The sequence below is a fragment of the Salinibacterium sp. genome (assembly GCF_031364185.1).
GTDB lineage: Bacteria > Actinomycetota > Actinomycetes > Actinomycetales > Microbacteriaceae > Rhodoglobus.
Map to the genome: position 1 here is coordinate 17,285 of NZ_JANLVV010000001.1, position 23,102 is coordinate 40,386.

General features: G+C 64.1%; 24 protein-coding genes. 8 read left to right on the forward strand and 16 right to left on the reverse strand.

Annotation, left to right across the window (positions count from 1 at the left end):
* Positions 1–10: 10 nt before the first annotated feature.
* Positions 11–949: a phosphodiesterase gene (locus RMN95_RS00080; protein ID WP_309614938.1), complete on the forward strand. Its 939-nt coding sequence runs from the start codon at positions 11–13 to the stop codon at positions 947–949.
* Here the strand turns inward: RMN95_RS00080 and RMN95_RS00085 are convergent.
* From RMN95_RS00085 to RMN95_RS00095, 3 genes are all read right to left on the reverse strand, one after another.
* Positions 891–2,501 carry a stealth family protein gene (locus RMN95_RS00085; RefSeq protein WP_309614939.1) on the reverse strand — a complete coding sequence of 537 codons (1,611 nt, stop codon included), beginning with the start codon at positions 2,499–2,501 and terminating at the stop codon, positions 891–893. The two genes, RMN95_RS00080 and RMN95_RS00085, sit on opposite strands and share 59 nt — an antisense overlap.
* Entirely contained in the window at positions 2,498–4,732 is a 2,235-nt protein-coding gene (locus RMN95_RS00090; protein ID WP_397545193.1) for a DEAD/DEAH box helicase, read from the reverse strand. Before RMN95_RS00090 ends, RMN95_RS00085 begins: the two co-directional genes overlap by 4 nt.
* A gap of 182 nt (positions 4,733–4,914) precedes the next feature.
* Positions 4,915–5,253: a DUF6804 family protein gene (locus RMN95_RS00095; protein ID WP_309614940.1), complete on the reverse strand. Its 339-nt coding sequence runs from the start codon at positions 5,251–5,253 to the stop codon at positions 4,915–4,917.
* Positions 5,254–5,309: 56 nt separating this feature from the next.
* Here RMN95_RS00095 and RMN95_RS00100 point away from each other — a divergent pair, with 56 nt between their 5' ends.
* Both RMN95_RS00100 and RMN95_RS00105 read left to right on the forward strand, forming a co-directional pair.
* The gene (locus RMN95_RS00100) at positions 5,310–5,687 is read left to right on the forward strand and encodes a hypothetical protein (protein WP_309614941.1); all 378 of its coding nucleotides are present in this window, start codon (positions 5,310–5,312) and stop codon (positions 5,685–5,687) included.
* A 33-nt stretch (positions 5,688–5,720) separates the two neighbouring features.
* Positions 5,721–7,052 (forward strand): M20/M25/M40 family metallo-hydrolase, encoded by a 1,332-nt coding sequence (locus RMN95_RS00105; protein WP_309614942.1) that lies wholly within the window; start codon positions 5,721–5,723, stop codon positions 7,050–7,052.
* A gap of 30 nt (positions 7,053–7,082) precedes the next feature.
* Here RMN95_RS00105 and RMN95_RS00110 read toward each other — a convergent pair whose 3' ends face one another.
* From RMN95_RS00110 to RMN95_RS00140, 7 genes are all read right to left on the reverse strand, one after another.
* Positions 7,083–7,715 (reverse strand): GDSL-type esterase/lipase family protein, encoded by a 633-nt coding sequence (locus tag RMN95_RS00110; RefSeq protein WP_309614943.1) that lies wholly within the window; start codon positions 7,713–7,715, stop codon positions 7,083–7,085.
* Complete coding sequence (locus RMN95_RS00115; RefSeq protein ID WP_309614944.1) at positions 7,712–8,671, reverse strand: ribokinase; 960 nt, start codon at positions 8,669–8,671, stop codon at positions 7,712–7,714. The genes RMN95_RS00110 and RMN95_RS00115 overlap by 4 nt, the downstream gene beginning before the upstream one ends.
* 63 nt (positions 8,672–8,734) lie before the next feature.
* Entirely contained in the window at positions 8,735–10,267 is a 1,533-nt protein-coding gene (locus RMN95_RS00120; protein WP_309614945.1) for an SDR family oxidoreductase, read from the reverse strand.
* A 69-nt stretch (positions 10,268–10,336) separates the two neighbouring features.
* On the reverse strand, positions 10,337–11,194 hold the full coding sequence (locus RMN95_RS00125) for an aldehyde dehydrogenase family protein (protein ID WP_309614946.1): 858 nt from the start codon (positions 11,192–11,194) through the stop codon (positions 10,337–10,339).
* On the reverse strand, positions 11,191–12,735 hold the full coding sequence (locus RMN95_RS00130) for an aldehyde dehydrogenase family protein (RefSeq protein WP_309614947.1): 1,545 nt from the start codon (positions 12,733–12,735) through the stop codon (positions 11,191–11,193). The genes RMN95_RS00125 and RMN95_RS00130 overlap by 4 nt, the downstream gene beginning before the upstream one ends.
* Positions 12,736–12,737: 2 nt before the next feature.
* Positions 12,738–13,706, reverse strand: a complete 969-nt coding sequence (gene deoC / locus RMN95_RS00135; RefSeq protein WP_309614962.1) for a deoxyribose-phosphate aldolase — start codon at positions 13,704–13,706, stop codon at positions 12,738–12,740.
* 135 nt (positions 13,707–13,841) lie between these two features.
* Positions 13,842–14,342, reverse strand: a complete 501-nt coding sequence (locus RMN95_RS00140; protein ID WP_309614948.1) for an SRPBCC domain-containing protein — start codon at positions 14,340–14,342, stop codon at positions 13,842–13,844.
* 32 nt (positions 14,343–14,374) lie between these two features.
* Between RMN95_RS00140 and RMN95_RS00145 the strand changes: the two genes are divergently transcribed.
* On the forward strand, positions 14,375–14,830 hold the full coding sequence (locus RMN95_RS00145) for a DUF6264 family protein (protein WP_309614949.1): 456 nt from the start codon (positions 14,375–14,377) through the stop codon (positions 14,828–14,830).
* Complete coding sequence (locus tag RMN95_RS00150) at positions 14,827–15,762, forward strand: ROK family protein (protein ID WP_309614950.1); 936 nt, start codon at positions 14,827–14,829, stop codon at positions 15,760–15,762. The genes RMN95_RS00145 and RMN95_RS00150 overlap by 4 nt, the downstream gene beginning before the upstream one ends.
* 17 nt (positions 15,763–15,779) lie before the next feature.
* On the opposite strand, the gene RMN95_RS00155 is transcribed toward RMN95_RS00150, so the two are convergent.
* The 4 genes from RMN95_RS00155 to truB are packed head-to-tail and all read right to left on the reverse strand — an operon-like array spanning position 15,780 to position 18,446.
* The gene (locus RMN95_RS00155; RefSeq protein ID WP_309614951.1) at positions 15,780–16,724 is read right to left on the reverse strand and encodes a bifunctional riboflavin kinase/FAD synthetase; all 945 of its coding nucleotides are present in this window, start codon (positions 16,722–16,724) and stop codon (positions 15,780–15,782) included.
* Between the two features lies 1 nt (position 16,725).
* Complete coding sequence (locus RMN95_RS00160; RefSeq protein WP_309614952.1) at positions 16,726–17,151, reverse strand: hypothetical protein; 426 nt, start codon at positions 17,149–17,151, stop codon at positions 16,726–16,728.
* Positions 17,152–17,163: 12 nt separating this feature from the next.
* Complete coding sequence (locus RMN95_RS00165; RefSeq protein ID WP_309614953.1) at positions 17,164–17,532, reverse strand: hypothetical protein; 369 nt, start codon at positions 17,530–17,532, stop codon at positions 17,164–17,166.
* Positions 17,529–18,446, reverse strand: a complete 918-nt coding sequence (truB, locus tag RMN95_RS00170; protein ID WP_309614954.1) for a tRNA pseudouridine(55) synthase TruB — start codon at positions 18,444–18,446, stop codon at positions 17,529–17,531. The genes RMN95_RS00165 and truB overlap by 4 nt, the downstream gene beginning before the upstream one ends.
* Positions 18,447–18,520: 74 nt before the next feature.
* Here truB and RMN95_RS00175 point away from each other — a divergent pair, with 74 nt between their 5' ends.
* A complete protein-coding gene (locus RMN95_RS00175) occupies positions 18,521–19,519 on the forward strand; it encodes a 2-dehydropantoate 2-reductase (RefSeq protein ID WP_309614955.1) in 999 nt (332 codons plus the stop codon).
* On the opposite strand, the gene RMN95_RS00180 is transcribed toward RMN95_RS00175, so the two are convergent.
* The gene (locus RMN95_RS00180; RefSeq protein ID WP_309614956.1) at positions 19,516–20,244 is read right to left on the reverse strand and encodes a uridine kinase; all 729 of its coding nucleotides are present in this window, start codon (positions 20,242–20,244) and stop codon (positions 19,516–19,518) included. The two genes, RMN95_RS00175 and RMN95_RS00180, sit on opposite strands and share 4 nt — an antisense overlap.
* Positions 20,245–20,267: 23 nt before the next feature.
* Here RMN95_RS00180 and RMN95_RS00185 point away from each other — a divergent pair, with 23 nt between their 5' ends.
* Both RMN95_RS00185 and RMN95_RS00190 read left to right on the forward strand, forming a co-directional pair.
* Positions 20,268–21,131 (forward strand): A/G-specific adenine glycosylase, encoded by an 864-nt coding sequence (locus tag RMN95_RS00185; protein WP_309614957.1) that lies wholly within the window; start codon positions 20,268–20,270, stop codon positions 21,129–21,131.
* A 220-nt stretch (positions 21,132–21,351) separates the two neighbouring features.
* Entirely contained in the window at positions 21,352–22,239 is an 888-nt protein-coding gene (locus RMN95_RS00190; protein ID WP_309614958.1) for a DNA-formamidopyrimidine glycosylase family protein, read from the forward strand.
* Positions 22,240–22,497: 258 nt separating this feature from the next.
* Here RMN95_RS00190 and rbfA read toward each other — a convergent pair whose 3' ends face one another.
* A complete protein-coding gene (rbfA, locus tag RMN95_RS00195) occupies positions 22,498–22,956 on the reverse strand; it encodes a 30S ribosome-binding factor RbfA (RefSeq protein ID WP_309614959.1) in 459 nt (152 codons plus the stop codon).
* Positions 22,957–23,102 lie beyond the last annotated feature (146 nt).

The window sequence follows — 23,102 nt, forward strand, 5'->3', positions numbered from 1 at the left end:
TGGATGCACCGTGATCATCCGAACTTCCGAGTATCCTCGGCCGGACCATTTCCTGCTCCATCTCAGCGACACCCATCTGCTGGGAGGGGGAAACAGCCTCTACGGCACCGTCAATAGCGAACTCCACCTGCGCCAGCTCCTCGACCAGCTCGAAGCGTCCGGGGGTCGTCCCGAGGCGATCATCTTCACCGGCGACCTTGCCGATAAGGGCGAACCGGATGCCTACGACCGGCTGCGAGCACTGGTCGAGCCCGTCGCGGCGAGACTGGGTGCCCAGGTCATCTGGGTGATGGGAAACCACGACGATCGCACCTCATTCCGTGAGCGGCTGTTCGCCGAGCCACCCAGCACCCGCCCCGTCGATCGCGTGTATGACGTCAATGGCCTACGGATCATCACTCTCGACTCCAGCGTTCCCGGCCACCATCACGGCGAGGTGACGGGCGCACAGCTCGACTGGCTTGCCGAAGAACTTTCGACCTCGGCCGCCCACGGCACAATATTGGCCATGCACCACCCGCCCCTGCCGAGTGTGCTCGACCTGGCGGTCGCGGTCGAATTACGCGACCAGGCCGGGCTCGCAGAGGTGCTGTTCGGTTCCGACGTCCGCGCCATCCTGGCCGGCCACCTTCATTACAGCTCGACCGGCACCTTCGCAGGCATTCCCGTCTCGGTGGCATCGGCAACCTGTTACACCCAGGATCTCAGCGTGCCCGTCGGTGGCACTCGCGGTCGGGACGGCGCTCGTGCTTTCAACCTCGTGCATGTGTACGAGAACACCGTCCTGCACTCCGTGGTGCCGGTCGGCGAGCACGCCGCGCTCGAGTACATCGACGCCGCGGAGTCGACACGCCGGCTCGAGGCATCCGGCATCCACATCTCACACCGGCTCAACCCGCCGGTAGCTCCCGAGCCACCGATGACGATGCCGATCCGCGTACAGGTCTAGCGCGCGCGGGGGTCGGCTCGGTCGGCTTCTCCCACACGGCGGGAATGCTGAAGTATCGCTCGAGGAACACACGCACGTTCCTGGTGCGTTTCGCCACCGAGATCTCGGGCTTACTGCCGTCATTAAGGCAGAAGAAGTCGTAATCGCGATGTTTGAGAATGTCGTCCATTTCCGAGGCCGCGGTGGCGAGAGTGGTCTCGATGTAGCGAACGTGTGCCTCGGTCTGCACCACCGCTCGACCCGTCATCAGGGCGTAGTAGTGGTACAGAGAATTCGTGACCGAGATGTCTGAGCTCGAGCGGAAGGCGCTCGCCGCCGTGCGCGCGAAATCCTCCGGAAACTCGCGCTCAAGCTCCGCCATGACACTCCGTCGCAGGGGCGTCGCAGCATGCTCGAGGTGTCGTGTCGTGATGCGACCGAACCTACGCTGCAGCAACGCCCTGTTCACGCGCGCCGCGTTCTCGAACCCGCTTCGCTCGGGATTGGGTTCGCCCAGTCCAATTCGGGTGGTCGCCTCGATGAATCTAGTGATCCCTCCCGGCGAGAAAAACATATCGGGCCGAACCGGGCGCCCGAAAAACATGTCGTCATTGGAATACAGGAAATGTTCGCTCAACCCCTCAATCCGATGCAATTGGCTTTCGACGGCATGCGAATTGTGAGTCGGCAGCGCATCAAGGTCCGTAAAGAATTCTTCGCTGCGCACGATCGTGACGCGAGGGTGGTCTGCCAGCCAGGCCGGAGTCGGAGAGTCGGTCGCGATGAAGATCCGACGAACCCACGGCGCGTAGAGATAGACGCTGCGCAGGGCGAACCTGAGTTCGTCAATCTGGCGAAAACGGGCATCCGAATCGTCTCCATCACCGACGACATATGCCTCCATGCGCTGGGCCCGAGCCCGTTGAAACTCGGACGAAGAGCCATCGACCCAGGAGAACACCATGTCAATGTCGAAGGTGACGTCGCTGGCCAGCATGTCGAACATGCCCCCGAGGGTTGACCAGGTTCGATCGTGCAATTCGACGGTTGCGTCGATCGCCTCACTGCGCGGCAGGCTGCGACGCATCAGGGCGTTTTCTGCCGGCGCGTGAATGACGTCCGGTGCGAACTCCCAGAACTCCAGCCTGACCCCGGTCGACGCCCCGTAGCGCAGTCGACCCCTGCTGCTCATCCTGGGGCGGTACAGCCTGATCACGGTGGGTTCGCTGGCACGGGAGAGCACTCCCTCGCCCACGAGGGACGCCGGGTCTGACCCGACACGAGCGTAGAACGGTTCGGCCGCGAATGCCGTGGCCAGAGCCGCTGCGGTCTCGGCGCTCCTGGCCTTGTCGACGGCAATTACCGCGCGGTCGTCATCCCGACGGACGAGGAGGTGCTGGATGCCGGCCTCATCGAGCGCATCGTGAATGGCGACGAGGTCCGCCGCCGTGGCATCCCGCGGCGAAAGCGACTCATTGAGCAGCGTGAAGCGACCCTTCCGAAAAACCACGTCTTCCCGACCGAGGAGACGTGAGTGCGTCGCGGACCCGATGACGCTCAGCGGGGTCTTCACGTGCTGACGTCGACAGTAGGGCGCACGCGGCGCTGTGGAGTGGATGCGGCGCCAGCGCTGATGGCATCTCGAAGTAGGCTGGACAGCGCTTCGAGTTGGATATTGGACTCGGCGGTGACCTCGTCGTCTGATCCGTCGAGGGCGCGAGCGGCAAGGCCGGCCTTGCTGTCGATGAGTTCTGCGATCCTGGCGTCGATGGTGTGCGCGGCGATGATGCGCCACGCTGTCACCGGAAGATCCTGGCCAATCCGATGCACCCGATCAATCGCCTGGGTCTGCTCCGCGCTGGTCCAGCTGAGCTCAGCGAGCACGACGTTCGACGCCGCCTGCAGGTTGAGCCCCACACCGGCGGCGGTCAGCGAGGCAACCACCACCGAGACGCCCGGATCATCGGCGAAGGAGTCAATAGCGGCTTGGCGCGCCTTCGGGCTCTGGTCCCCGCGAATCGACACCGACGTGAGTCCAACCTTCGCAAAGTGCGCCTCTGCAGTATCCATCACATCGATGTGCTTCGCGAAGAACACCACCTTACCGACGGACCTGGCCAGCTGGGCCGTGTAGTCGGCGGCAAGAGTGGCCTTCGCCTGGCCGATGCGCCGCACCATCGTAAAGACGTTCTCGCCGGTACTGGCGCCTTTGGACTCGTCGAGCTCCGCATGGGCCACGACCCGGATGAGGTCAGCGTCAGTCGCGTCCGGCTTCAGGCCGCGCACCCGCCGGAAACGTTCCACGAGTCGCGCCGTCAGGGCCGCCTCGGCCGCACGGATCGAGCGACCAAGGTCGTCATCGAGCTCGACCGGAATGTCGGCGATGCGGCGCGCAGGGATGTCGGCCGCGACATCCACCTTCTTGCGACGCACGATACCCATCTCGACCACGGCGTGGCGCGCTTCGGAAAAGAATCCCAGATCTGCCGGCGTCAAGCCCGTGTCTTCGAGTTTGTCCATGAGCCTGGCGAGCGGCTTCTTCTCATCAATCCAGCCGAGGAACTGCCAGATCGCCCGGAAATCCTCGATCGAATTGATCAAGGGGGTACCCGTGAGCGCCATCAGCAACGCCTTCGGGAAGCTCGCCCTGATGTTCTTCGACAGGGCGAGAACATGCTTTGAGCGCTCTGACTTGAGGTTCTTGATGAAGTGCGCCTCGTCGACGACCATGCCCTTGAAGCCGAAACGACCCAGCCAGCCCACGTGGCGGTCGAGAATCTCGTAGTTGACGATGACCACGTCACTGAAAGCATCGACATCTTTGCCATCGCCGTGCACGACCGTGGCCGTTCGGCCCGGCGTCCACAGTTCGACCTCGCGTGCCCAGTTCGTCTTGACGACATTCGGCACCACGACCAGGAGAGGGTACGACAGTGATGCCTCTGCTGCGAGCAAAGCCTCCGCCGTCTTGCCCAGTCCCGGTTCATCCGCCAGCAGGAAGGTGCGGTGGCCGGTTTTGACCTCTTCGATGAACCGCGCCTGGTGACGCATCATCTCGAGGTTGCCGCGGGTGCGAAGCGATGTGGCTTCGGGTAGGTCCATCGTGGCCGCCCCACCGCCCGCCCCGTATTCGAATGAGCGGAACAACGGTTCGATGAGTTCCCAGTTGCCCAGCCGGTTGACTCGTTCCGGTGCAGCGCTCATGTTACTGAAATCGGGTGCGAGGAAGGGGTTTGACATCTGCATCTGGCGCACGGATGCCGGCACAACCTGCTTTTCAACCTGTTTATCCACGGGCTTCGGCTCTGTCGCGATGACCAGTTCGTCGGCGCTCAGTTCAACCCCGGCCGCAATGAGGAGGTCACGTCGAAGCGCCTTGGCGGCTGAGGTGACGGGGGCGTCATCGCCCAGCATCACGATCAGACTTGTGTCGCGCGCCGCGGTCTTCGCGAGTATTCCAGCGAGGCCGTCGAGCCGCTTTTGCTCGTTGGCGCGCTCGGAGTCAGTCAGCGACCTATCAACCTTGACCCTGGCTCGCTCCTCCCTCAGCAACAGCGTCGCAACCTGGAACCGCGCGCGATTTGCCGGCTTTAGTGGACCTTTCTGCACAGCGGTCTCGACCTCGCGTGCTGCCCGAGCAAGTACCGGGATGACACCGATGTCGTCTCCCGGTCGCACCCGGCGGCGCTGTTGCCCGCCCGGCTGGCGCTGGCCGGAGCCCTGCTTCGCGGGTCGCTGGCGCTTCTGGCGCTGGCTCGGCTCGGACTGTCCCGAAGGTGTCAATTCTTCTCCTGTGCAGGCCATGCCCGGGGTGGGTATCCCCGGGTCTGGATACTGACTTGGTTGGTGCTGACTGCATGAATCTGACTGCGTGAAAGCTGACTACGTGTGGTGCCACGGACCGTCCGATCCGGCGACGGCGCCTACCAGGTGATCCAGACCCATTCGCGATGCGATTGGTGGCTCCGGCGAGCGTTAGTCACATTCTATGCTGATTTGTCGGAAACCGTGATCCTGACACCCGCACCGATGAAGACACCCGCCGCAATGAACTGCACAGCCAGCCAGAGCTCGGGCGGCTCGAGATCGATAGGCAACACTGGGTTCCACAGCACCGCGATCGGTGCGAGGCCGATAATCCACCACCACTGCCCGGACTGCCAGGCAAATACTGCGACGATCAGCGCGAAAATACTGACAACGAACCGGATGACCGTGAAGGTGTCACTCGTAATCAGCGCACTCCCGATGAGCAGTGCGACCGTCGCCAGCAGTGCCGGGGCGAGCGCAGAGCGACGCGATGGTGACGGGTAGGTGGCGCTCACCTGACGATTCTAACGATCCCCGCTCCGGTCATCCTGCCGCACCGTAAGCTGACCCCATGACCCTCAACACGAACTTCGCTGGCGCAGTCGTGCTCACCGGGCGAGAGAAGCTGACCGGGTCAGACCGGGGGTTGGATGCTCTCATCGGACTGGTCATCCTGGTGTCACAGATTTTGATTGGATTCCTGGCGGTCTCGGCACTTTTTGTCGCGGGTTCCGCCGAGGTCGCGTCTAACCCGTCCAGCTCGGACTCGGTTTCGGTCGGTTTCGCGATTGCCCTGTTCGGCTCCGCGATCATCGCGGTGATCACCCTGCTGGTCTACCTGGTGCGTGTCGCGACGGGTCACGCCAGTTGGCGTGGACCGTTTCTCGGCGCGATCCTCATGACTGTGGTGCTGTTCGTCGGCTACATGGTCATGTCGAGTGGTTCGTAACGGTTCGCACTTTCCGCTGGCTAGAGTCGGAGCATGTCCACTGATGCGGCGCTAGCTCGGTTCCAGGCCCTACTGCGCATTCCGACGATCTCCCGGCAGGATGAAAGCGAGGTGGAGTGGGAGCAGTTTGACCTTTTCCTCAGCCAATTGCAGGAGTTATTTCCGCTCGTGCACCGCAGGCTGGATCGCGAGGTCATTTCGGGGTATTCGTTGCTCTTTCGTTGGCCTGGCCGATCCTCGGCCGAGCCGAGCGTGCTCATGGGTCACTACGACGTTGTCGCGGCGACGGACGTGGGATGGAAGCATCCACCCTTCGCTGCAGAGTTGAGCGGGAAGGCTGATGAGCAACTCCTCTGGGGTCGCGGAACCCTGGACGATAAGGGAGCTGTCGTCGCGATTCTTGAGGCGGTGGAGTACCAACTCGAGTCCGGGTTGCAGCCTGCTCAGGATATCTACCTGTGCTTTGGCCATGATGAGGAAACCAGCGGAACCGGGGCCAAAGCAATCGCCGATCTTTTCGAACATCGGGGAATCCGGCCGGCACTCGTGCTTGATGAGGGGGGCGCCATTGTGGAGGGGGCGTTCCCCGGTGTCGCGGCACCTGTCGCTGTGGTTGGAGTCACCGAGAAGGGCAGCACGATACTGCGTCTGGTGGTGGACCAACAGGGCGGTCACGCGTCCACTCCCCCGAGGCTAAGCGCCACCGCCAGGCTCGCCAGGGCCATAGTGAGACTCAATGATCGCCCGTTTCCTGCATCGTTCAACCCGGTGACGCTTGAGATGGTGCGTACGTTGGGTGTCCACGCCACGGGCCTGATTGGCGTCCTGTTCAGAAATGTGGGGTTCACGCGGTTACTCCTGCTGCCGATCTTCGGTAGGCGTGGTGACGAGCTGAACGCCATGATCCGCACGACCCAGGCGGTCACCATGTTGGAGGCCGGCCAGGCCGTTAACGCCCTCGCGGAGCGAGCGACGGCAACCGTTAATGTGCGCGTGGCGGTTGGGTCCACAACCAAGGACGCTGTCAGGCACGTCACGAAGGCGATCGCCGATGAGAAGGTGCGAGTCGAGGTGACCCACGCCGGGGAGCCGTCACCGGTGTCGCTGGTGTCCGGAATCTCGTGGGAACTCGTTCGTACCACCATCGAGAAGGTGTACCCGGGCACGATTGTCACGCCCTACGTGCAAAATGGCGCCACAGACAGCAGACATTTCACGGGGATCAGCCGCGGAGTGTACCGATTTTCACCATTCGAACTCACCACCGAGGAGCGAGAGACACTGCACGCGAAGAACGAGCGGATCCACGTCGCGACCTACCTGCGCGGAATCGACTTTTACAAAGCGATGATCGCATCGCTCTGAGCCGTGCTTTCGGGTGCTCTGCCCCAACGGCTAGTCGCGGATGATCGTGATCGGGCGACTCATCGGAGGCGAGTCGTCCAGGCGCTCGAGCGCGGGCCGCAATTCACTGAGCCAACACTCGTATCCGGCTTCGGTGAGGTGAAGTCGATCGTCAGAGAGCTCCTCGTTTAGCTCACCATCCTCTGCGCCAAAGGCTGGCCACAGGTCGAGGTACTGCGCATTGACCGTGGGGGCAAACTGTCGGAGGTGACGGTTGGCATCGTGGATCTGGGCCGCGAACTCTCGACCTCTCGGCATGATGGACTGCACCAGCATCCGGGTGCCGGGAAGGCTTCGACGCAGTGTGACGAGCGCAAATTCGATATTGCGCACGAGGTGTTCGACCGATTTGCGCACACCGAGGTCGTTCGTTCCGATCAGCAGGGCTACCGCCTCCGGCTTGAGTTCGATCACGGTTTCGAGGCGCGCGACGAGGTCGTCGGTAGTATTGCCGCCGATGCCGAGGTTGTGCGTGATGCGGTCGGGAAACCACGCGGCCCACTGTCCACCCTCGGTGATGCTGTCACCCACGAAGGCAATACTGGGGCGGGATTCCATCGACGTCTCCTCGGTCATGAGATGCTTTCCGATCAGGGGCGTGATCGTGCGCCCCGCCTCAATCATGCGCTGTCTGGCCCGAGGTTTCCAGTTGAGAGAGCTTCGTCGATAGTGACTCTCTGTGGGATCGACGGCACCGCACCCGCGCGCTGAACGGAGAGTGACGCCGCGACAACGGCGAACCGTACCGCCGTTTCGACCCTCATTCCCTCGGCCAGCGCGGCCGCGAGTGCCCCACAAAAAGTGTCGCCTGCCCCGGTCGCATCTGCCGATGTCACCCGAGGCGCTGCCACCTGGATGCTATTCGAGCCCCTCTCGTGCAGCACCGCGCCCTGCTTTCCCTGGGTCACAATCACGACCGGGGCCAGCGCGTCGACGTTTCCTGCGGCGCCGTCAGAATCATCTAAGCGTCCGCTACTGCCGCGCGAAAGGTGGGCAGCTTCGTGTTCATTGACGACGAGGATATCCACATCTGCGAGAAGCCCCGCTGGCAGATCCTGAATCGGCGCGGCATTCAGGATGACCGTGGTGTTGCCCGCTCGACCAATTCGTGCGGCGGCCGACACCGTATCAAGCGGAATCTCCAACTGAATGACGAGAACATCGGCCGCGCGAAGCGCTGTCGTATCGGCTTTGGTAAGCCCGATCAGAGTCGCGTTGGCTCCGGCGTCGACGATGATGGTGTTCTCACCGGAATCATCGACGGCAATCAGGGCCGTGCCGGTAGGGGCATCCACTGTTCGCACCAGGGCAGTGTCGATTCCGTCCCGGCTGAGCCCGTCCCGAGTGAGCCTGCCGAATTCATCGTCGCCGACCGCGCAGATGAGGGTCGTGGATGCCCCGGCTCTGGCCGCGGCGACAGCCTGGTTTTGGCCCTTCCCTCCCCTGGCCGTGGTTGTACCCATAGACATCACGGTTTCGCCGGGCGCAGGAATGGAAACCACACGGAACACCTGGTCGACGTTCGCACTCCCGACAACCACCACTTTCGGCGGCTTTGGGCACACGGTGGTTTCGCTCACGGCCCCACGATAGCGCGATGGGGCCTCGAGCCCACGGCAGCGTCGTTGACGTTTCGTCGGCGCTCAGCTGGCCTGGTCGGCTTTCGACTGCAGCGACTCGGGGCCAGCACCCTGATCATTGCGTGCCATGATGCTCCTCACGGCCGCGACCGCGGTGATCCGGTTCGCCATTCCACTGAAGATGACTCCGTGGAAGGGCAGAATCGCGTACCAGTACAGCCTGCCGCCGAGGCCCGTGGGGAAAAACACCGCCCGCTGTCGATAGTGGCTGCCACCGGCACCATCTGAAGTTGTGGTCATCTCTAACCATGCCAACCCGGGAACCTTCATCTCGGCGCGCAGTCGCAGGAACCGTCCACGTTCAAGCGTCTCAACCCGCCAGAAGTCGAGCGCTTCTCCCACCGCCAGCTTCGACGCGTTGCGGCGGCCACGCCGCAAGCCCACGCCACCGACGAGTTTATCGGCCCAGCCGCGCAACGCCCAGCCCAGTGGGAACGAGTACCACCCGTTCTCGCCGCCAATACCTTCCACGACGTCCCACAGCTTCTCCACCGGCGCAGACGAGTGCTGCTCGCGAAGATCGGTAAACACGGTGTGCCCTGACCAGTCTGGGTCGCTCGGAATCAGGTTGCTCGGCGCTCCCGCTACCGTCGAATTCTGCCAACTGGTTTCGACCTCGCCATCATTCATTCTCGCCAGGGCAAGCCTCACCGCGGCCCGGTAGCCGGTCAGGCCACCCTCGGGGTCGGGGATGAGTGCGCGGATGTCATCCTCACTCACCACACAATCGAACTGCAGCGACTCGATAATGGGAACCGCCAGCGCCCGCGGGATCGGGGTAACCAGGTTCACCCATTGCGACGCCAGCCACGGTGTCAGCACCGGCAGGCTTGCGATGGGACGCTGTCGCAGGCCCGCTTCCACTGCGTAGCCGTTCATCATCTGCCCGTACCGCAATACGTCTGGCCCGCCGATGTCAAACGTGCGGCTGACCTCCGGTGGCACCGACGCGGCTGCCGTGAGGTAATACAACACGTCCCGAACGGCGATCGGTTGGATGAAGTTACGCACCCACTTCGGCGCCGGCATGTACGGAAGAACCTCTGTGAGGTGCCTGATCATCTCGAATGATGCCGAACCAGACCCGATCACTACGCCGGCCTGGAATGCGATAGTGGGCACACCGGAGCCCAGAAGAACCTCCCCCACTTTTGCCCTGCTGCGCAGATGGCGGCTGAGTTCGTCAACGGGGACAGCGGGATGCAACCCACCGAGGTAGACGATGCGCTTCACACCGGCGGCTGCCGCGGCATCTGCCACGTTATGGGCGACCGTGAGCTCCATGTTCTCGAAGTCACCACGAGCGCCCATCGCGTGCACGAGATAGTAGACGACGTCGATGCCCTCCACAGCGCGGGCCACCGCGGCGGCGTCTGCCAGGTCACCTGTCATGACGTCGACATCGTCGGCCCACGGCGCATCCCTGAGCTTCAGGGGGTCTCGAACCAGTACGCGGACGTGGTGCCCTGCCTCGGCTAGTCGTGGCGCGAGACGGCCGCCAATGTAACCCGTTGATCCGGTAACGAGGATTCGCATGCGCCCAAGTTTACCTGCGATGCTGGCGTTTTCATGTGGCCTTGATTCGACTGCCGATGCACGGCCGACTCACGCGAGCGACTTGGTGTGCCAGACCGTTTTAGTCTCCGTCAACGCCACAATTCGTTCAAGGGACGGGATGGGGAATCCCTCCACCGGGCTTTGCACCCTCTTCAAGGTATCGGCAGCCATCACCTGCAGGTCGACCCAATCCAGGAGTCCCGCCCCGGCCAGGTCGATCGCGTTGACGTCGGCGTGGCCAGCCAGCCACGGCGCGATCTCCGCCGGAGAGCCCGTAAGGATGTTCACGACACCGCCGGGGACGTCACTCGTAGCCAGCACTTCCGCCAGGCTAATCGCGGCGAGCGGGGCCACCTCGTTGGCCACAACCACCACGGTGTTGCCCGTGAGGATTGCCGGGGCGATAACACAGGCCAAGCCGAGAAGGGAATGCCCTGACTGGGGCGCAATAATGGCGACCACACCGGTTGGCTCAGGGGTGGAGAGGTTGAAGTACGGTCCGCTGACGGGGTTGCCGTTGCCTGCCACCTGCACATATTTATCTGCCCACCCGGCGTACCAGACCCAGGCGTCGATGGCATTGTCGACCTGTGCGTTCGCCCCCGCCTTGGTGAGGGCCTCGGTCGCCATGAGTTCGTCCACGAACTGGTCGCGACGACCCTCAAGAAGTTCGGCCACGCGGTAGAGCACCTGGCCGCGGTTGTACCCAGTGGCAGCCGACCAGCTCGCGAACGCTGCGCGGGCCGCGACAACGGCATCCCGAGCGTCTTTGCGGCTTGCCAGCGAAGCATTGGCCAGAAACGCGCCATTTTTCGACGCCACGTCATACGTGCGTCCACTCTCGCTTCGGGGAAATTTGCCCCCGATGTAGAGCTTGTAGGTCTTGGGAATGGCGAGCCGGGTCATGAGCTGGCCTGCTTTCTGGGTGGGGATGCCACGGCAGGGGTGCCCCAGCCCGCACTCTCGAGGTAGGCGGCCAGGCCGTGCCTGCCCCCCTCACGGCCGTAGCCGCTCTCTTTATAACCCCCGAACGGGCTGGCGGGGTCAAACCGGTTGAACGTATTGGCCCAGATCACCCCGGCGCGAAGCCCATCGGCCACGGCCAGGATCTTCGAGCCCTTATCGCTCCAGATTCCGGCGGAGAGCCCGTACTGGGTGTTATTCGCCTTGGCGATTGCCTCGGCGGGGGTGCGGAAGGTCAGCACCGCGAGCACCGGCCCGAAAATCTCGTCGCGGGCAATGCGGCTCGAGGTCGACACGTTGGTGAAGATCGTGGGCGCGAACCAGAAACCCTTATCGGGGATGACGCACGGCGCGTTCCAGCGAACCGCGCCCTCCGCCTCGCCGACATCGCTGAGCTCGCGCACGCGATCGAGCTGCTCACGCGAGTTGATCGCGCCGATGTCGGTGTTCTTATCGAGTGGGTCTCCCATGCGCAGCGTCATCAGGCGCGACTTCAGCCGCTCGACTATCTCATCGTGGATGTTCTCCTGCACGAGCAAGCGGGACCCGGCACAGCACACATGGCCCTGGTTGAAAAAGATCCCGTTGACGATGCCCTCAATTGCCTGGTCGAGGGGAGCATCGTCGAAGACGATGTTCGCCGCCTTCCCACCCAGCTCGAGTGTGACCTTCTTGCCCGTGCCCGCCACGGACTTGGCAATCGCGCGGCCGACGGCGGTTGAGCCGGTGAACGCTACCTTATTGACGTCGGGGTGATTGACAAGTGCCTCACCGGTATCGCCCGCACCGGTGATGATGTTCACGACACCATCGGGCAACTCTGCCTGCTGCAGGATTTCCGCGAAGATCAAAGCGGAGAGCGGGGTGGTCTCGGCCGGCTTTATTACCACCGTGTTACCCGCGGCGAGAGCCGGAGCCACCTTCCAAGCCAGCATGAGCAGCGGGAAGTTCCACGGAATCACCTGCGCAGCCACTCCGAGCGAGCGTGGATTCGGGCCAAGGCCGGCGTAATCGAGCTTGTCTGCCCAACCTGCGTAGTAGAAGAACCACGCGGCGACCAAAGGCACGTCGACGTCGCGAGACTCCTTGATCGGCTTACCGTTATCGAGGCTTTCCGCGACCGCCAACTCCCGCGCACGCTCCTGCACGAGTCGCGCGATGCGGAACAGGTACTTGCCGCGGTCTGAGCCCGAGAGTCGGCTCCAGGTGCTCGTGTATGCCTTTCGCGCGGCCCTGACCGCGGCATCCACGTCGGAGGCATCTGCGTTGGATATCTCGGCGATCGTCTTCTCGGTAGCCGGCGAAATGGTCTGGAACGATGGCCCGTGCCCGTCCACGAACTGGCCGTTGATGAAGAGTCCGTAGCTGGGCTTCAGATGCAGGATGCTCGTGGACTCGGGGGCGGGCGCGTAGTCCAGGAAGCGAGTTGCGACGGTCTTCCCGGTGCCGGTCGTCACAGTGTTGGTCTTCACAGCGTCAGTCATGATCAGTCCATCGTCACGTAGTCGGGGCCCGAATAGCGGCCGGTGGTGAGTTTTTGGCGCTGCAGCAAGACGTCATTGAGCAGGCTTGACGCGCCAAAGCGGAAGAGCTGAGGGGTCAGCCACTCCTCACCCGCGGTTTCGGCGACCGTGACGAGGTACTTGATCGCGTCTTTCGCCGTTCGGATGCCTCCGGCGGGTTTCACGCCGATCCGTTCGCCGGTCAACCTGTACCAGTCGCGCACGACCTCCAGCATGAGCAGCGTCACCGGGAGCGTCGCCGCCGGAGAAACCTTGCCTGTTGAGGTTTTAATAAAATCTCCCCCGGCAAGAATGGCGAGCCAGGATGCCCGGCGCACGTTGTCGTAGGTACTCAGCTCGCCGGTCTCGAGGATCACCTTGAGGTGGGCGTAGGTGCCGTTTGTGCGCCGGCACGCCTCTTTGACGGCCACGATCTGATCAAAAACGACTCCCACAGATCCGGCGAGGAATGCCCCTCGGTCAATGACCATGTCGATCTCGTCTGCTCCCGCGACCACTGCCTCGGACGTGTCGGCTATCTTCACGGCGAGTGATGCGCGACCGCTGGGGAACGCCGTCGCCACGGCGGCGACGTTGATACCGTTATCCTCGCCAGCCGACCAGGATGCCCCGAGCGACTCAATCGCGTGGGGCACCATATCGCCGTAGACGCACACGGCAGCAACCCGCGGGGTAGCCGAATCTGAGGGATCAGGATTCACCGCCTTCGCCACCAGGGACCGCACCTTGCCGGGGGTGTCGGCTCCCTCAAGGGTGGTCAGGTCGATCAAGGAAATGATGGCGTCGAGTGCCCATGCTTTCGATGTCGTCTTGATGGAGCGGGTACCGAGTGCGGCGGCCCGTTGCTCAAGCCCCACGGCGTCGACGCCGGTGAGCCCGTCGAGATGCAGTTTCAGACTCTTCTCGGTGAGGTCGCCGCCGATCAGGCTCAGCGCCCGTTCCGCGGGTGCCAACGCTCGGGGTTGAGTCACCTGGCGAGGAAGGACGTGCGGTGTCGCGTTCACCAATGCAGTCTATCCGCGCCGATGCCCACGATCCCCGGCGATGCTCCGCTGGAACTGCGACGACTATCTGGGTTGATGCCGGGCGGGGTCGCTGTCGATCTCGAAAAGGTACTCCGCCCATGCTTCCGCGCGGTCTCGTTCCCAATTTTCCCAATCGACGGGATGACCCCGCAGCAGATCGGCGAGCTGATCGAGGTTGGTCAGCCAGTCGGCTTTCACTCGCGCCGCAAATACCGGCTCGATCGGGGCAAGAATGTCGACGGCCAGTATCGTGCTCATGCCTCGGCTGCCGCCCACCACCTCCGACAGGGTGAACACGAGCGTACCGTTGACCTCACTCTCAACCTCCAGCACCTGCTCTGGATCGAATCGCGTGATGTGCCCATCACTGCAGGGCTGGGTATCGCGGTTGAGCCAGCGCAGTGAGTATTGCCCGCCCAGGCCCGGAGTTATCGTCGCCTCAGCAAGCCAGCCCGAAACGAGTTCGGCATCCACGAGCGCGTCCCAGACGATGCTGGAACCAAACTCGTATTGCCTCTCGAAATGTAGGCTCGGCGTGATCACGCCTTAACTGTACGTCGGACTGCAGACAGAGGGTGAGGCCCTGTGATGAGCCGTCTCGAGCGGGTCGCCGCGCGTCCGGAAGCCCCTACACTGTCACCGTGAAAGCCACCCCCGCTGCCCCCCGACGACATGTCGTGATCGTTGTCGCCGACATCCTTGCTTCGGTAATTTTTTTGGTGTTCGGCGCGGTGTTGGCGCTGACCGTGGTCGGCTATGCCGCACAATTCGGCACCGTCACCGCCGACTGCGGGGCCGGCCCCTTCGATGGTCTGGAATGCAGCTCGATTGCACTCTCCATCGCCGTGTATGGGCTGATCGGGGTGACGGTGCTCGGCTATTTCCTTGCTGTCGGCATGGTTATCGTGTCGGTGATTCGCAAGCGGCTCACATTCTGGTGGCCGCTGGGCGCGGTCATCCTGATCATTGTCGCTTTCTACGCGGCCGCCTGGGTCGCTGGAATGGTGGCACCGGCGGGAGTGTCGTCGTGATCGCGCAGGGGTTCGCGCTCGGAGTCGACCTCGGTGGAACCAAGGTCGAGGCTGCCCTCGTCGATTCGAGGGGAGTTGTGCTGCCCGCGAGCCGCTTCCGTGCGCCCACGGGCGGCAGCTCCACGAGCGAGGAACTAGCCGCGAGCGCCGCGGAGGTGGTGCTGCGCTCGGTCGGCATGCTTCCGGATGACGCCACCATCGTCGGCGTCGGCATCGGCAGTGCGGGGCCGATCACCGTGGCCGAGGGTCTCGTGTCGCCCCTGAACCTCCCCCACTGGCGCGAATATCCGCTGCGCGATCAGATCGCCGCGCTCGTGCCCGGCCTGCCGGTGTCACTGCGCCTGGACGGCGAGTGCATCACTCTTGCCGAACACTGGGTAGGGGCCGGCCAGGGTGAGTCAAACCTCATGGGAATGGTGATCTCGACCGGCATCGGGGGCGGACTTATTCTCGGCGGCAGGGCTATCGCCGGGCCCTCGGGCAATGCCGGTCACATCGGTCACGTTGAAGTGGGCGGCTTCGACGACCCGTGCCTCTGCGGCGGCACGGGCTGCGTCGAGGCCGTGGCGTCCGGGCCGAAGACCACGGCGTGGGCGCGGCGACAGGGCTGGGATGGCTCCTCTGGTGAAGAGCTTGCGGCAAGCTACGCTGCGGGCGACCCGATCGCCACCGCCGCGGTAGCGCGGGCGGGGCGTGCGATCGGCCAGGCCATCGCGTCATCCACCGCGCTCGTCGACCTCGATGTCGTCGCTATCGGCGGCGGGTTCTCGCGTGTCACGCCCGACCTGTTCGAGTTCATCAGGGAGGCCATTGCCCTTCGCAGGCCGTTCCCGTTCGTCACAAAGGTTCGCGTGATCCCCTCGGGACTATCCGGCGACGGGCCGCTCATCGGGGCGGCCGCGCTGATTCACCGGGCCGACCTCGTCGCCTGACGAGGTCGCGCCCATCCTCAGCGCTTCGGTACCGCTTCGAGCACTGTCCTGACGTGGTGCTCGTCGACGGCCATCTGATGGACGAGCGACCCGACATCGTCGAATGTGACCATTCCCCGGACGAAATCAACGAACGACACTTCTACAGTTCTGTCGTACAGGTCAAGGTCCTGGTCGAGCACGTGGGCCTCAACCTGCTTCTCGGGCACATCAGCGAAGGTCGGATTATTACCCACCGATATGGCCGCGGGGTACCGCACACCCTCGGTGGTGAGCCAGCCGGCATAGACACCGTCAGCGGGCACCAGTCCCTCGATCAGCGCGGACAGGTTCGCGGTCGGGTAGCCCAGGGTGCGACCACGCCGGGCTCCGTGAACAACGACGCCCCGGATGGTGTGGGGCGCACCGAGGAGAACGGTCGCCTCGGCCACCCTGCCGGCGGCGAGCAACGTCCGAACCGACGTGGACGATACCCGCTGAGAGTTGTCCTGCAGCACATCATCGAGGACGATCACGTCGATTCCGTGGGATCGCCCAAAAGTCCGGAGAGTCTCGACGGTGCCGGCACCGCCCGCGCCGAACCGGAAGTCTGCACCCACCATCAGCACCCTCGCGTGGAGTGCGTCCACGAGTATCCCCTGCAGGAATTCTGACGGAGGAATCGCGCTGAATTCGTCGTCGAATCTCACCATCAGCGCAGCATCCAGCCCGGTCGATGCAAGTAGTTCGAGCTTCTGGTCGTTGCTGACCAGAGCCGGCGGGCACCGTTCGGGCTTCAGCAGGCTGAGCGGGTTGCGATCGAATGTCATCACCACGCTCGAGAGTCCGCGCTCACGGGCGATCTCGAGCAATCGCGCGACGACGGCCCGATGGCCAGTGTGCATCCCGTCGAACTTACCGACCGTCACGGCGCTGGGACCGAACGCCGCCGGAACCTCTGCCGGAGAGAAAAAGGTCTGCATCCTAAATCGACACATCCGTTGGTATTGCACGAGGTCGCCGGTGGTAAAGCCACAGCATCCCGAGGATCGGGAGCACGAGGGGAATGAACAGGTACCCGCGACCGTAGACCGACCACACCGTGTCGGCCGGGAACAGGATCGGATCGACCAGGCTCAGGGTTCCCACTGTGACAACCCCCACCAGTTCAAAAATAATCGTGATCCAGGCTATGCGATACCAGGTATTACCCTGTCGCAGCAGCGCAACGGTGGCCAGCAGGTAGACCACACCGGCCAACCCGCTGAGCAGATAGGCGATCGGCGCGTTCTCGAACTTTCCTACGATCTGCACGAAAGATCGAGCGGTTGCAGCCAGTGCCAAAATTGCGTACACCGCGATGAGAAGGCGCCCAACGCCCACGGCGCGTGAAGATCTGTTATTTGCCATGTCGACACAACTTTAGGCGACCTGCACGAACCAGATCTGCCCCATCCGATAGAGCATCACGGCCACCGCAAGGCAGGCAACCCCGAGAATGGCGGTACTCCAGCGGTTTCGCTCGACCAGCGCCCACACGATGGCCGCCGGCGGGATCAGCGCGGCCGACACGAGGTACACCCAAAACTCGAGCCCACTTCCGGTGGGGACATTACCGGTTGCGGGTGCAATAAGCGAAACGACCAGCTGGGCGATCAATAGCACCTCGACCAGGGCCGTAGCCCCGAGGGTGTAGTCGTTGGGCGTTCGGCCGGCGAGACCCAGAACCAGACACAGCAGGCCAGCGATGACGGCAATACCGACCTGGACGTATTCAAACCACTCGATCATGCTGTCCCCTCTTCGTGCCGGGTATCGGGCGGGAAGTTGACGAGCACGTGTGCCCGCCCTGCGATGTTCTCGACCAGCCCGATGAGTCTGCCGTCGGGGTCGATCGCGGCGATGGGCCGATCCGACTCGACGCTGAGCGGAATGCGCTTGCCGTGGGCAAGGTCGGCCGAGTGCTGAGCGTCGAGGCGCACCTGCGCGAACAGTGTGGTCGCGACCTCGGCGGGCTCCAGCATGGCCGGGGCAAGGTCAGCGTCGAGACCGGATGCCGCATCCACCGTAAAGGGGCCGATGCGGGTTCTCCGCAGGGCCGTGAGATGCCCACCAACGCCGAGCGCAGCCCCGAGGTCGCGGGCGAGGGCGCGGATGTACGTGCCGGTCGAGCACTCCACCCGAACGTCGAGGTCGATCCAGTCAGCACGACGCGTGTCGAGCACGTCAAACGCGCGGACGGTCACGGGGCGCTCGGCCAGCACAATCTCCTCACCGGCGCGCACCAGGGTGTACGCCCGTGTTCCGTCGACCTTGATGGCGCTCACGGAACTCGGGCGTTGCGAGATAGGTCCGGTCAGGGCGGCGACTTCGGTCGCGATGGCCTCTGCGCTGACGGCGGCCAGCGCCGCGGCATCCACCCTCTGCCCCAGATCCCCGTCGGCATCGTCTGTGTTCGACGCAGCACCGAGGCGAATGGTGGCGGTGTATTCCTTGTCGAGTCCGACGATCCAGGTCAGCAACCTCGTCGAGTTGTTGACACCCAGCACGAGCAAACCGGTCGCCATCGGGTCGAGAGTGCCCGCATGGCCGACCTTGCGAGTGCCGATCGACTTGCGCGCTCTGGCGACAACATCGTGACTCGTGATGCCCTGGGGTTTATCGACAAGCAGGATGCCACTTCTCGGGTTGCTGGGCGGCTTCACGAACGGGCCACCGCAACACAGATCACCCCCTCAGGCTACCGGGTACCGACCATTGGCCCGCTTAGGATCTGAGCATGCGAATAGCCGTCATCGGAGCCGGGGCTGTCGGCGGCGCAATCGCAGCACTGCTCGTGCGAGCCGACCACGAGGTCGAGGTGACCGCTCGCGGTGCGCACCTCACCGCGATGCGGGAGAACGGCATCCACCTCACTGGCGCGTGGGGTGAGTACACCGCAGCGGTGCTGGCAAGCGAACAGCTCACCCGCGGTGCTGAGTTGGTCATCGTCGCCACGAAGGCGCGGGATGCTCCTGCCGCGGTCGTCGAGAATGCGTCGATGATGCGAGGCATTCCTGTCGTCGTGATCCAGAACGGCCTGGAGGGGATGTCTGCCGCCGCCGTGGCATCGCCTCGCTCCGATATTGTGGGCGGGCTTGCCATCTTCGCCGCCTCGTTCCTATCGCCGGGTGAGGTCACCGTCACCACGGCCGGGCCCCTCTACGTCGGAGTCGCGTCCGGTGACAGTGATGTCCCCGCACGCTATGCCGCCCAGTTGTTGGCCAGTGTGATGCCGACCGTGGTCGTCGCCAACTTCGTCGGTGCCCAGTGGACCAAACTCGTCATCAACCAGGTGAACGCGCTGCCCGCCATCACCGGGCTCAGCGTGCAGGAGGTCATCGCCCATCGTCGCCTGCGCCTGATCATGACGGCAAGCATGCGTGAAAATGTGCGCATCGGGCTCGCGAGCGGAATCCGCTTCGAGAAGGTGCAGGGGCTGTCTCGGCGCGGGCTCCGACTCTTCTCCGCGTTACCCCTTTGGATAGGGCAGCTTCTTCCCCTGCTGATGAGTGCGCGCATCGGGGCAACCCCGAATCCGGGCTCGACCCTGCAGAGTGTGCGCCGAGGCCAACTCACCGAGATCGTCCACCTCAACGGCGCCGTCGTGGATGCCGCAACCGCTCTCGGTCGCATTGCCGCCGTGAACGCGGCTCTCGTCGCCCTCGTGCATGAAGTCGAGGCGAGCGGTGAGTTCTATACCCCCGCGCAGGTCACCGCCCGCGTGAGCCAGCGCTAGCAGCTATCGGCGAACACCCGCCGGGGCAGTTGTGGAGTGGAGTTATCCACGATCGCCGAGGCGCGCGCTCGGGGTCCGGACTCGGCGAGATACAGTTTCTGGCCGCTCTCGTAGCGTTGGTTTTCGGTGCGCCTGGCGCGGGCCGTGATGAGGGCATCCGCCGCCTGACCGCTCACCTCGAGCCACACCGAGAAGTTCCACAGGCCCCGCAGTTCGGGCCTGTTCAGGAAGATTCCGTCAACGATGAGCGTCGCATCCCTCGGGCCGGTCTCCCATTCCATTGACACCGGGGTGTCACGTTCGACATCGAACGCGGAGGTCACGAACCCGGCGCTTCCGCCCATTTTGAACGGCTCGATAAGAACCCTCCGAAAAAGGGCGTAGTCAAAAGAATCACGGTAGAAACCCTCGGCGGAGTCCACGCCGCGGAGGTGACGGTCTTCGCGCGGGCGATGAAAATTGTCGATGGATGCGCGAAAAACCGAGTGGCCACCGCGGCCCAGTCGCGTCGCAAGCGCATCGGCGAAGGTGGACTTGCCCACGCCGTCGATACCGTCGATGGCCAGCAGGGTGCGCCCCTTGCCGGAATTATGGAGGAACTCATCAGACAGGGAATCGAGCAGGTCCCGGCGAGCGGTGGTGAACGGATCGGCCATGATCGGAGCAGCCGCAAAGATCGACAGTGCCGGTAATACTGCTGGGGGCTGCGGTGTTGGCTCGGCCATGACATCCAGTCTAGGTTTGCCGGGTGAGTATTGCCCCGGCCGTGAATCAGTGGTTCCTCGCCAACCAACGCGATCTTCCCTGGAGACGCAAGGGATTCGGCGCGTGGGGCATCCTGGTCAGCGAGATCATGCTGCAGCAAACTCCGGTGGCCCGCGTGATTCCCCGGCTAGAGCAATGGCTCGACCGCTGGCCCACGCCTGCCGCACTTGCCGCCTCTCCTGTCGGAGACGCCGTGCGCGCCTGGGAGCGACTGGGCTATCCGCGACGAGCACTCCGCCTTCACGCCGCGGCCGTCGCCATCACCGAGCGCCACGACGGTATCGTGCCCTCCGATATCGACCAGTTGCTGGCGCTGCCCGGCATCGGTGACTACACCGCGCGGGCCGTCGCTGCGTTTGCGTTCGGACTGCGGCATCCGGTCGTCGACACTAACGTGCGCCGGGTTATCGCCCGCGCCGTTCTCGGCCAGGGTGAGGCCGGCCCGCCGTCCACTCGCCGGGATTTGGCCGCCATGGAGTCACAGCTTCCGGTGGAGCTCGCCGAGGCAAGACTGTTCAACGCAGGCATGATGGAGCTCGGAGCACTCGTCTGCACGGCCCGCTCACCGCAGTGCGGCGCATGCCCTCTTGCCGAGAACTGCGCCTGGCGATCCGACGGATACCCCGCATACCTCGGGCCCCGCGCCGTGGTGCAGGCGAAGTACGAGGGTTCCGACCGCCAGGTGCGCGGCCTCGTCCTGGCCGAGCTTCGGGCCAGCGACATCCCGGTGACCGCCACCGAGATCGAATCGCTCTGGCCGGACGCGACCCAACGAGATCGCGCGCTGGCCGGACTCCTGGACGACGGCCTGGCCGTCGCCGTGCCGGGTGGTTACGCACTGCCGTGATGGCGTGCGGTCTCGCCCGCGAGCCCGCGCTCCCGGCATGCTTCGGAAATTCAGGAAACCAGGTCGTAACGGGGGCGTTCGGGGCGGGAAACCGGCCGCGGAGTCACCATTTCCTGAGTTTTCGAAGCACCTGAGTTGCAATCTCCTGAATTTCCGAAAGGGAGCGTCGTCGAGGGCGCAGGGGTGGACGAATCACGGCTGTGCGTCGCACACTGGGTTCGTGCCCGAACTTCCCGAAGTCCACGCCCTCGTCACCGATCTCGGCGCGCGGCTAACCGGTCGGCGCGTCGACCGGTTCGACCTGATCTCGTTTGCGGCGCTGAAGACGTTTGACCCGCCGCTCACACAACTGAGCGGGCGCATCGTGGGCCCGATCACTCGTCACGGCAAGTATCTCGACTTTGCCTTCGACGATGCCGACAGCGAGGGCGAAGAGGATCGCCTCCACCTGCTCGTACACCTGGCGCGCGCCGGGTGGATCCGCTGGCGGGATGCCGCCCCGAAGCCGTCGGGCGCTCCCGGGCGCGGCCCTCTCGCGGCCAGGCTCGTGCTCGACGACGGCTCGGGCTGTGACATCACCGAGGCAGGCACCAAAAAGTCGTTGGCGATCCACCTGGTTCGGGATGCGGCCGAGGTCCCCCGCGTCGCAACGCTCGGCCCGGATCCGCTCGACCCCGACTTCACCGAGGGCGTGCTCGCGGGTATCCTCACGCGCGCCGGCCGCTCCCACATCAAGGGGCTGTTGCGCAACCAGGCCGTGATCGCGGGGATCGGCAACGCGTACTCCGACGAGATCCTGCATGCGGCGAAGATGTCACCGTATGCTCCGGCATCCATGACCCCGGATGATGTCTCGCGTCTCTACGCCGCCGTGCAGTCCACGCTTCGCGCTGCCATCGCCCGTGCGGATGGGCTGGCCGCCTCCGAGCTCAAGCGGGAAAAGAAGTCGAACCTGCAGGTGCATGGTCGGGCGGGCGAAACATGCCCGGTCTGCGGTGATGTGGTGCGCCAGGTGCGCTTCGCCGACTCGAGCCTGGAGTACTGCGCGACCTGCCAGACCAACGGTAAGCCGCTCGCTGACCGAGTGTTGTCGCGATTGCTGAAGTGACACTGATCGTTAGCGAGCGACGACCTCCACCTTGAGGCCTGCGTCATTCTCAAGATAGGCAGCTAGTGCGCGGCACCCCGGCATGGGGAAACCGATCGGGACACAGGGCGGTCCAGCCGCCGCCAGAATGAGCCATCGGGCCAGTGCTCCCTCACGACCTAGCCGAGCCTGCCACAAAGCCCCAGCCCCACTGGGATCTGGCCGCGCCAAGGTCGGCCACCCACAGCTCGACGTGGTGAAGCGCCGCGGGTGACACGATCAGCGGCTCTCGTCCACGTCGTCGTCCTCGTCGGCGATGACGCGCGGCTTGACGTAGGGATCTTCATCCCCGGCGTATGTGGCCGTCTTCTTGAGGTTCTCGACCTCGGCATCACGCGCCGCAGCCTCGGTCAGAAGTGACTCAATGAGGGCAGCGTTCTCGGGGATCCCATCTGCGATGAACTCCAGGCTCGGAGTGAGTCGGGCCGTCAGGTTCTTGCCGAGCTCGCTACGGAGCATCCCAGTGGCCGATTTGAGGGCCGCCGCGCTGTCGATGCGCTCCTCGTCGGTCCCGTACACCGTGTAGAACACGGAGGCGTGCTGAAGATCGCCCGTGACCTTCACGTCGGTGATGGTGACGAACCCCATGCGGGGATCTTTAATTCCACGCTCGAGCGTCTTGGCCACAATGACTTTGATACGGTCCGCCATCTTGGCGGCTCGAGCTGCGTCGACCATGAATGCCCCTGCTTCCCTGCTTCTCTGCGTCTACTTCACGAGCGGGTACTAACACCAGCGTACGGCGGGGAGGGATTTCGATTCCGGGCCGCAGGCTGGGTCTGGCAGCGGCGCCGCCCGTAGGGTGACGCCGCCGGAAGCGGCCC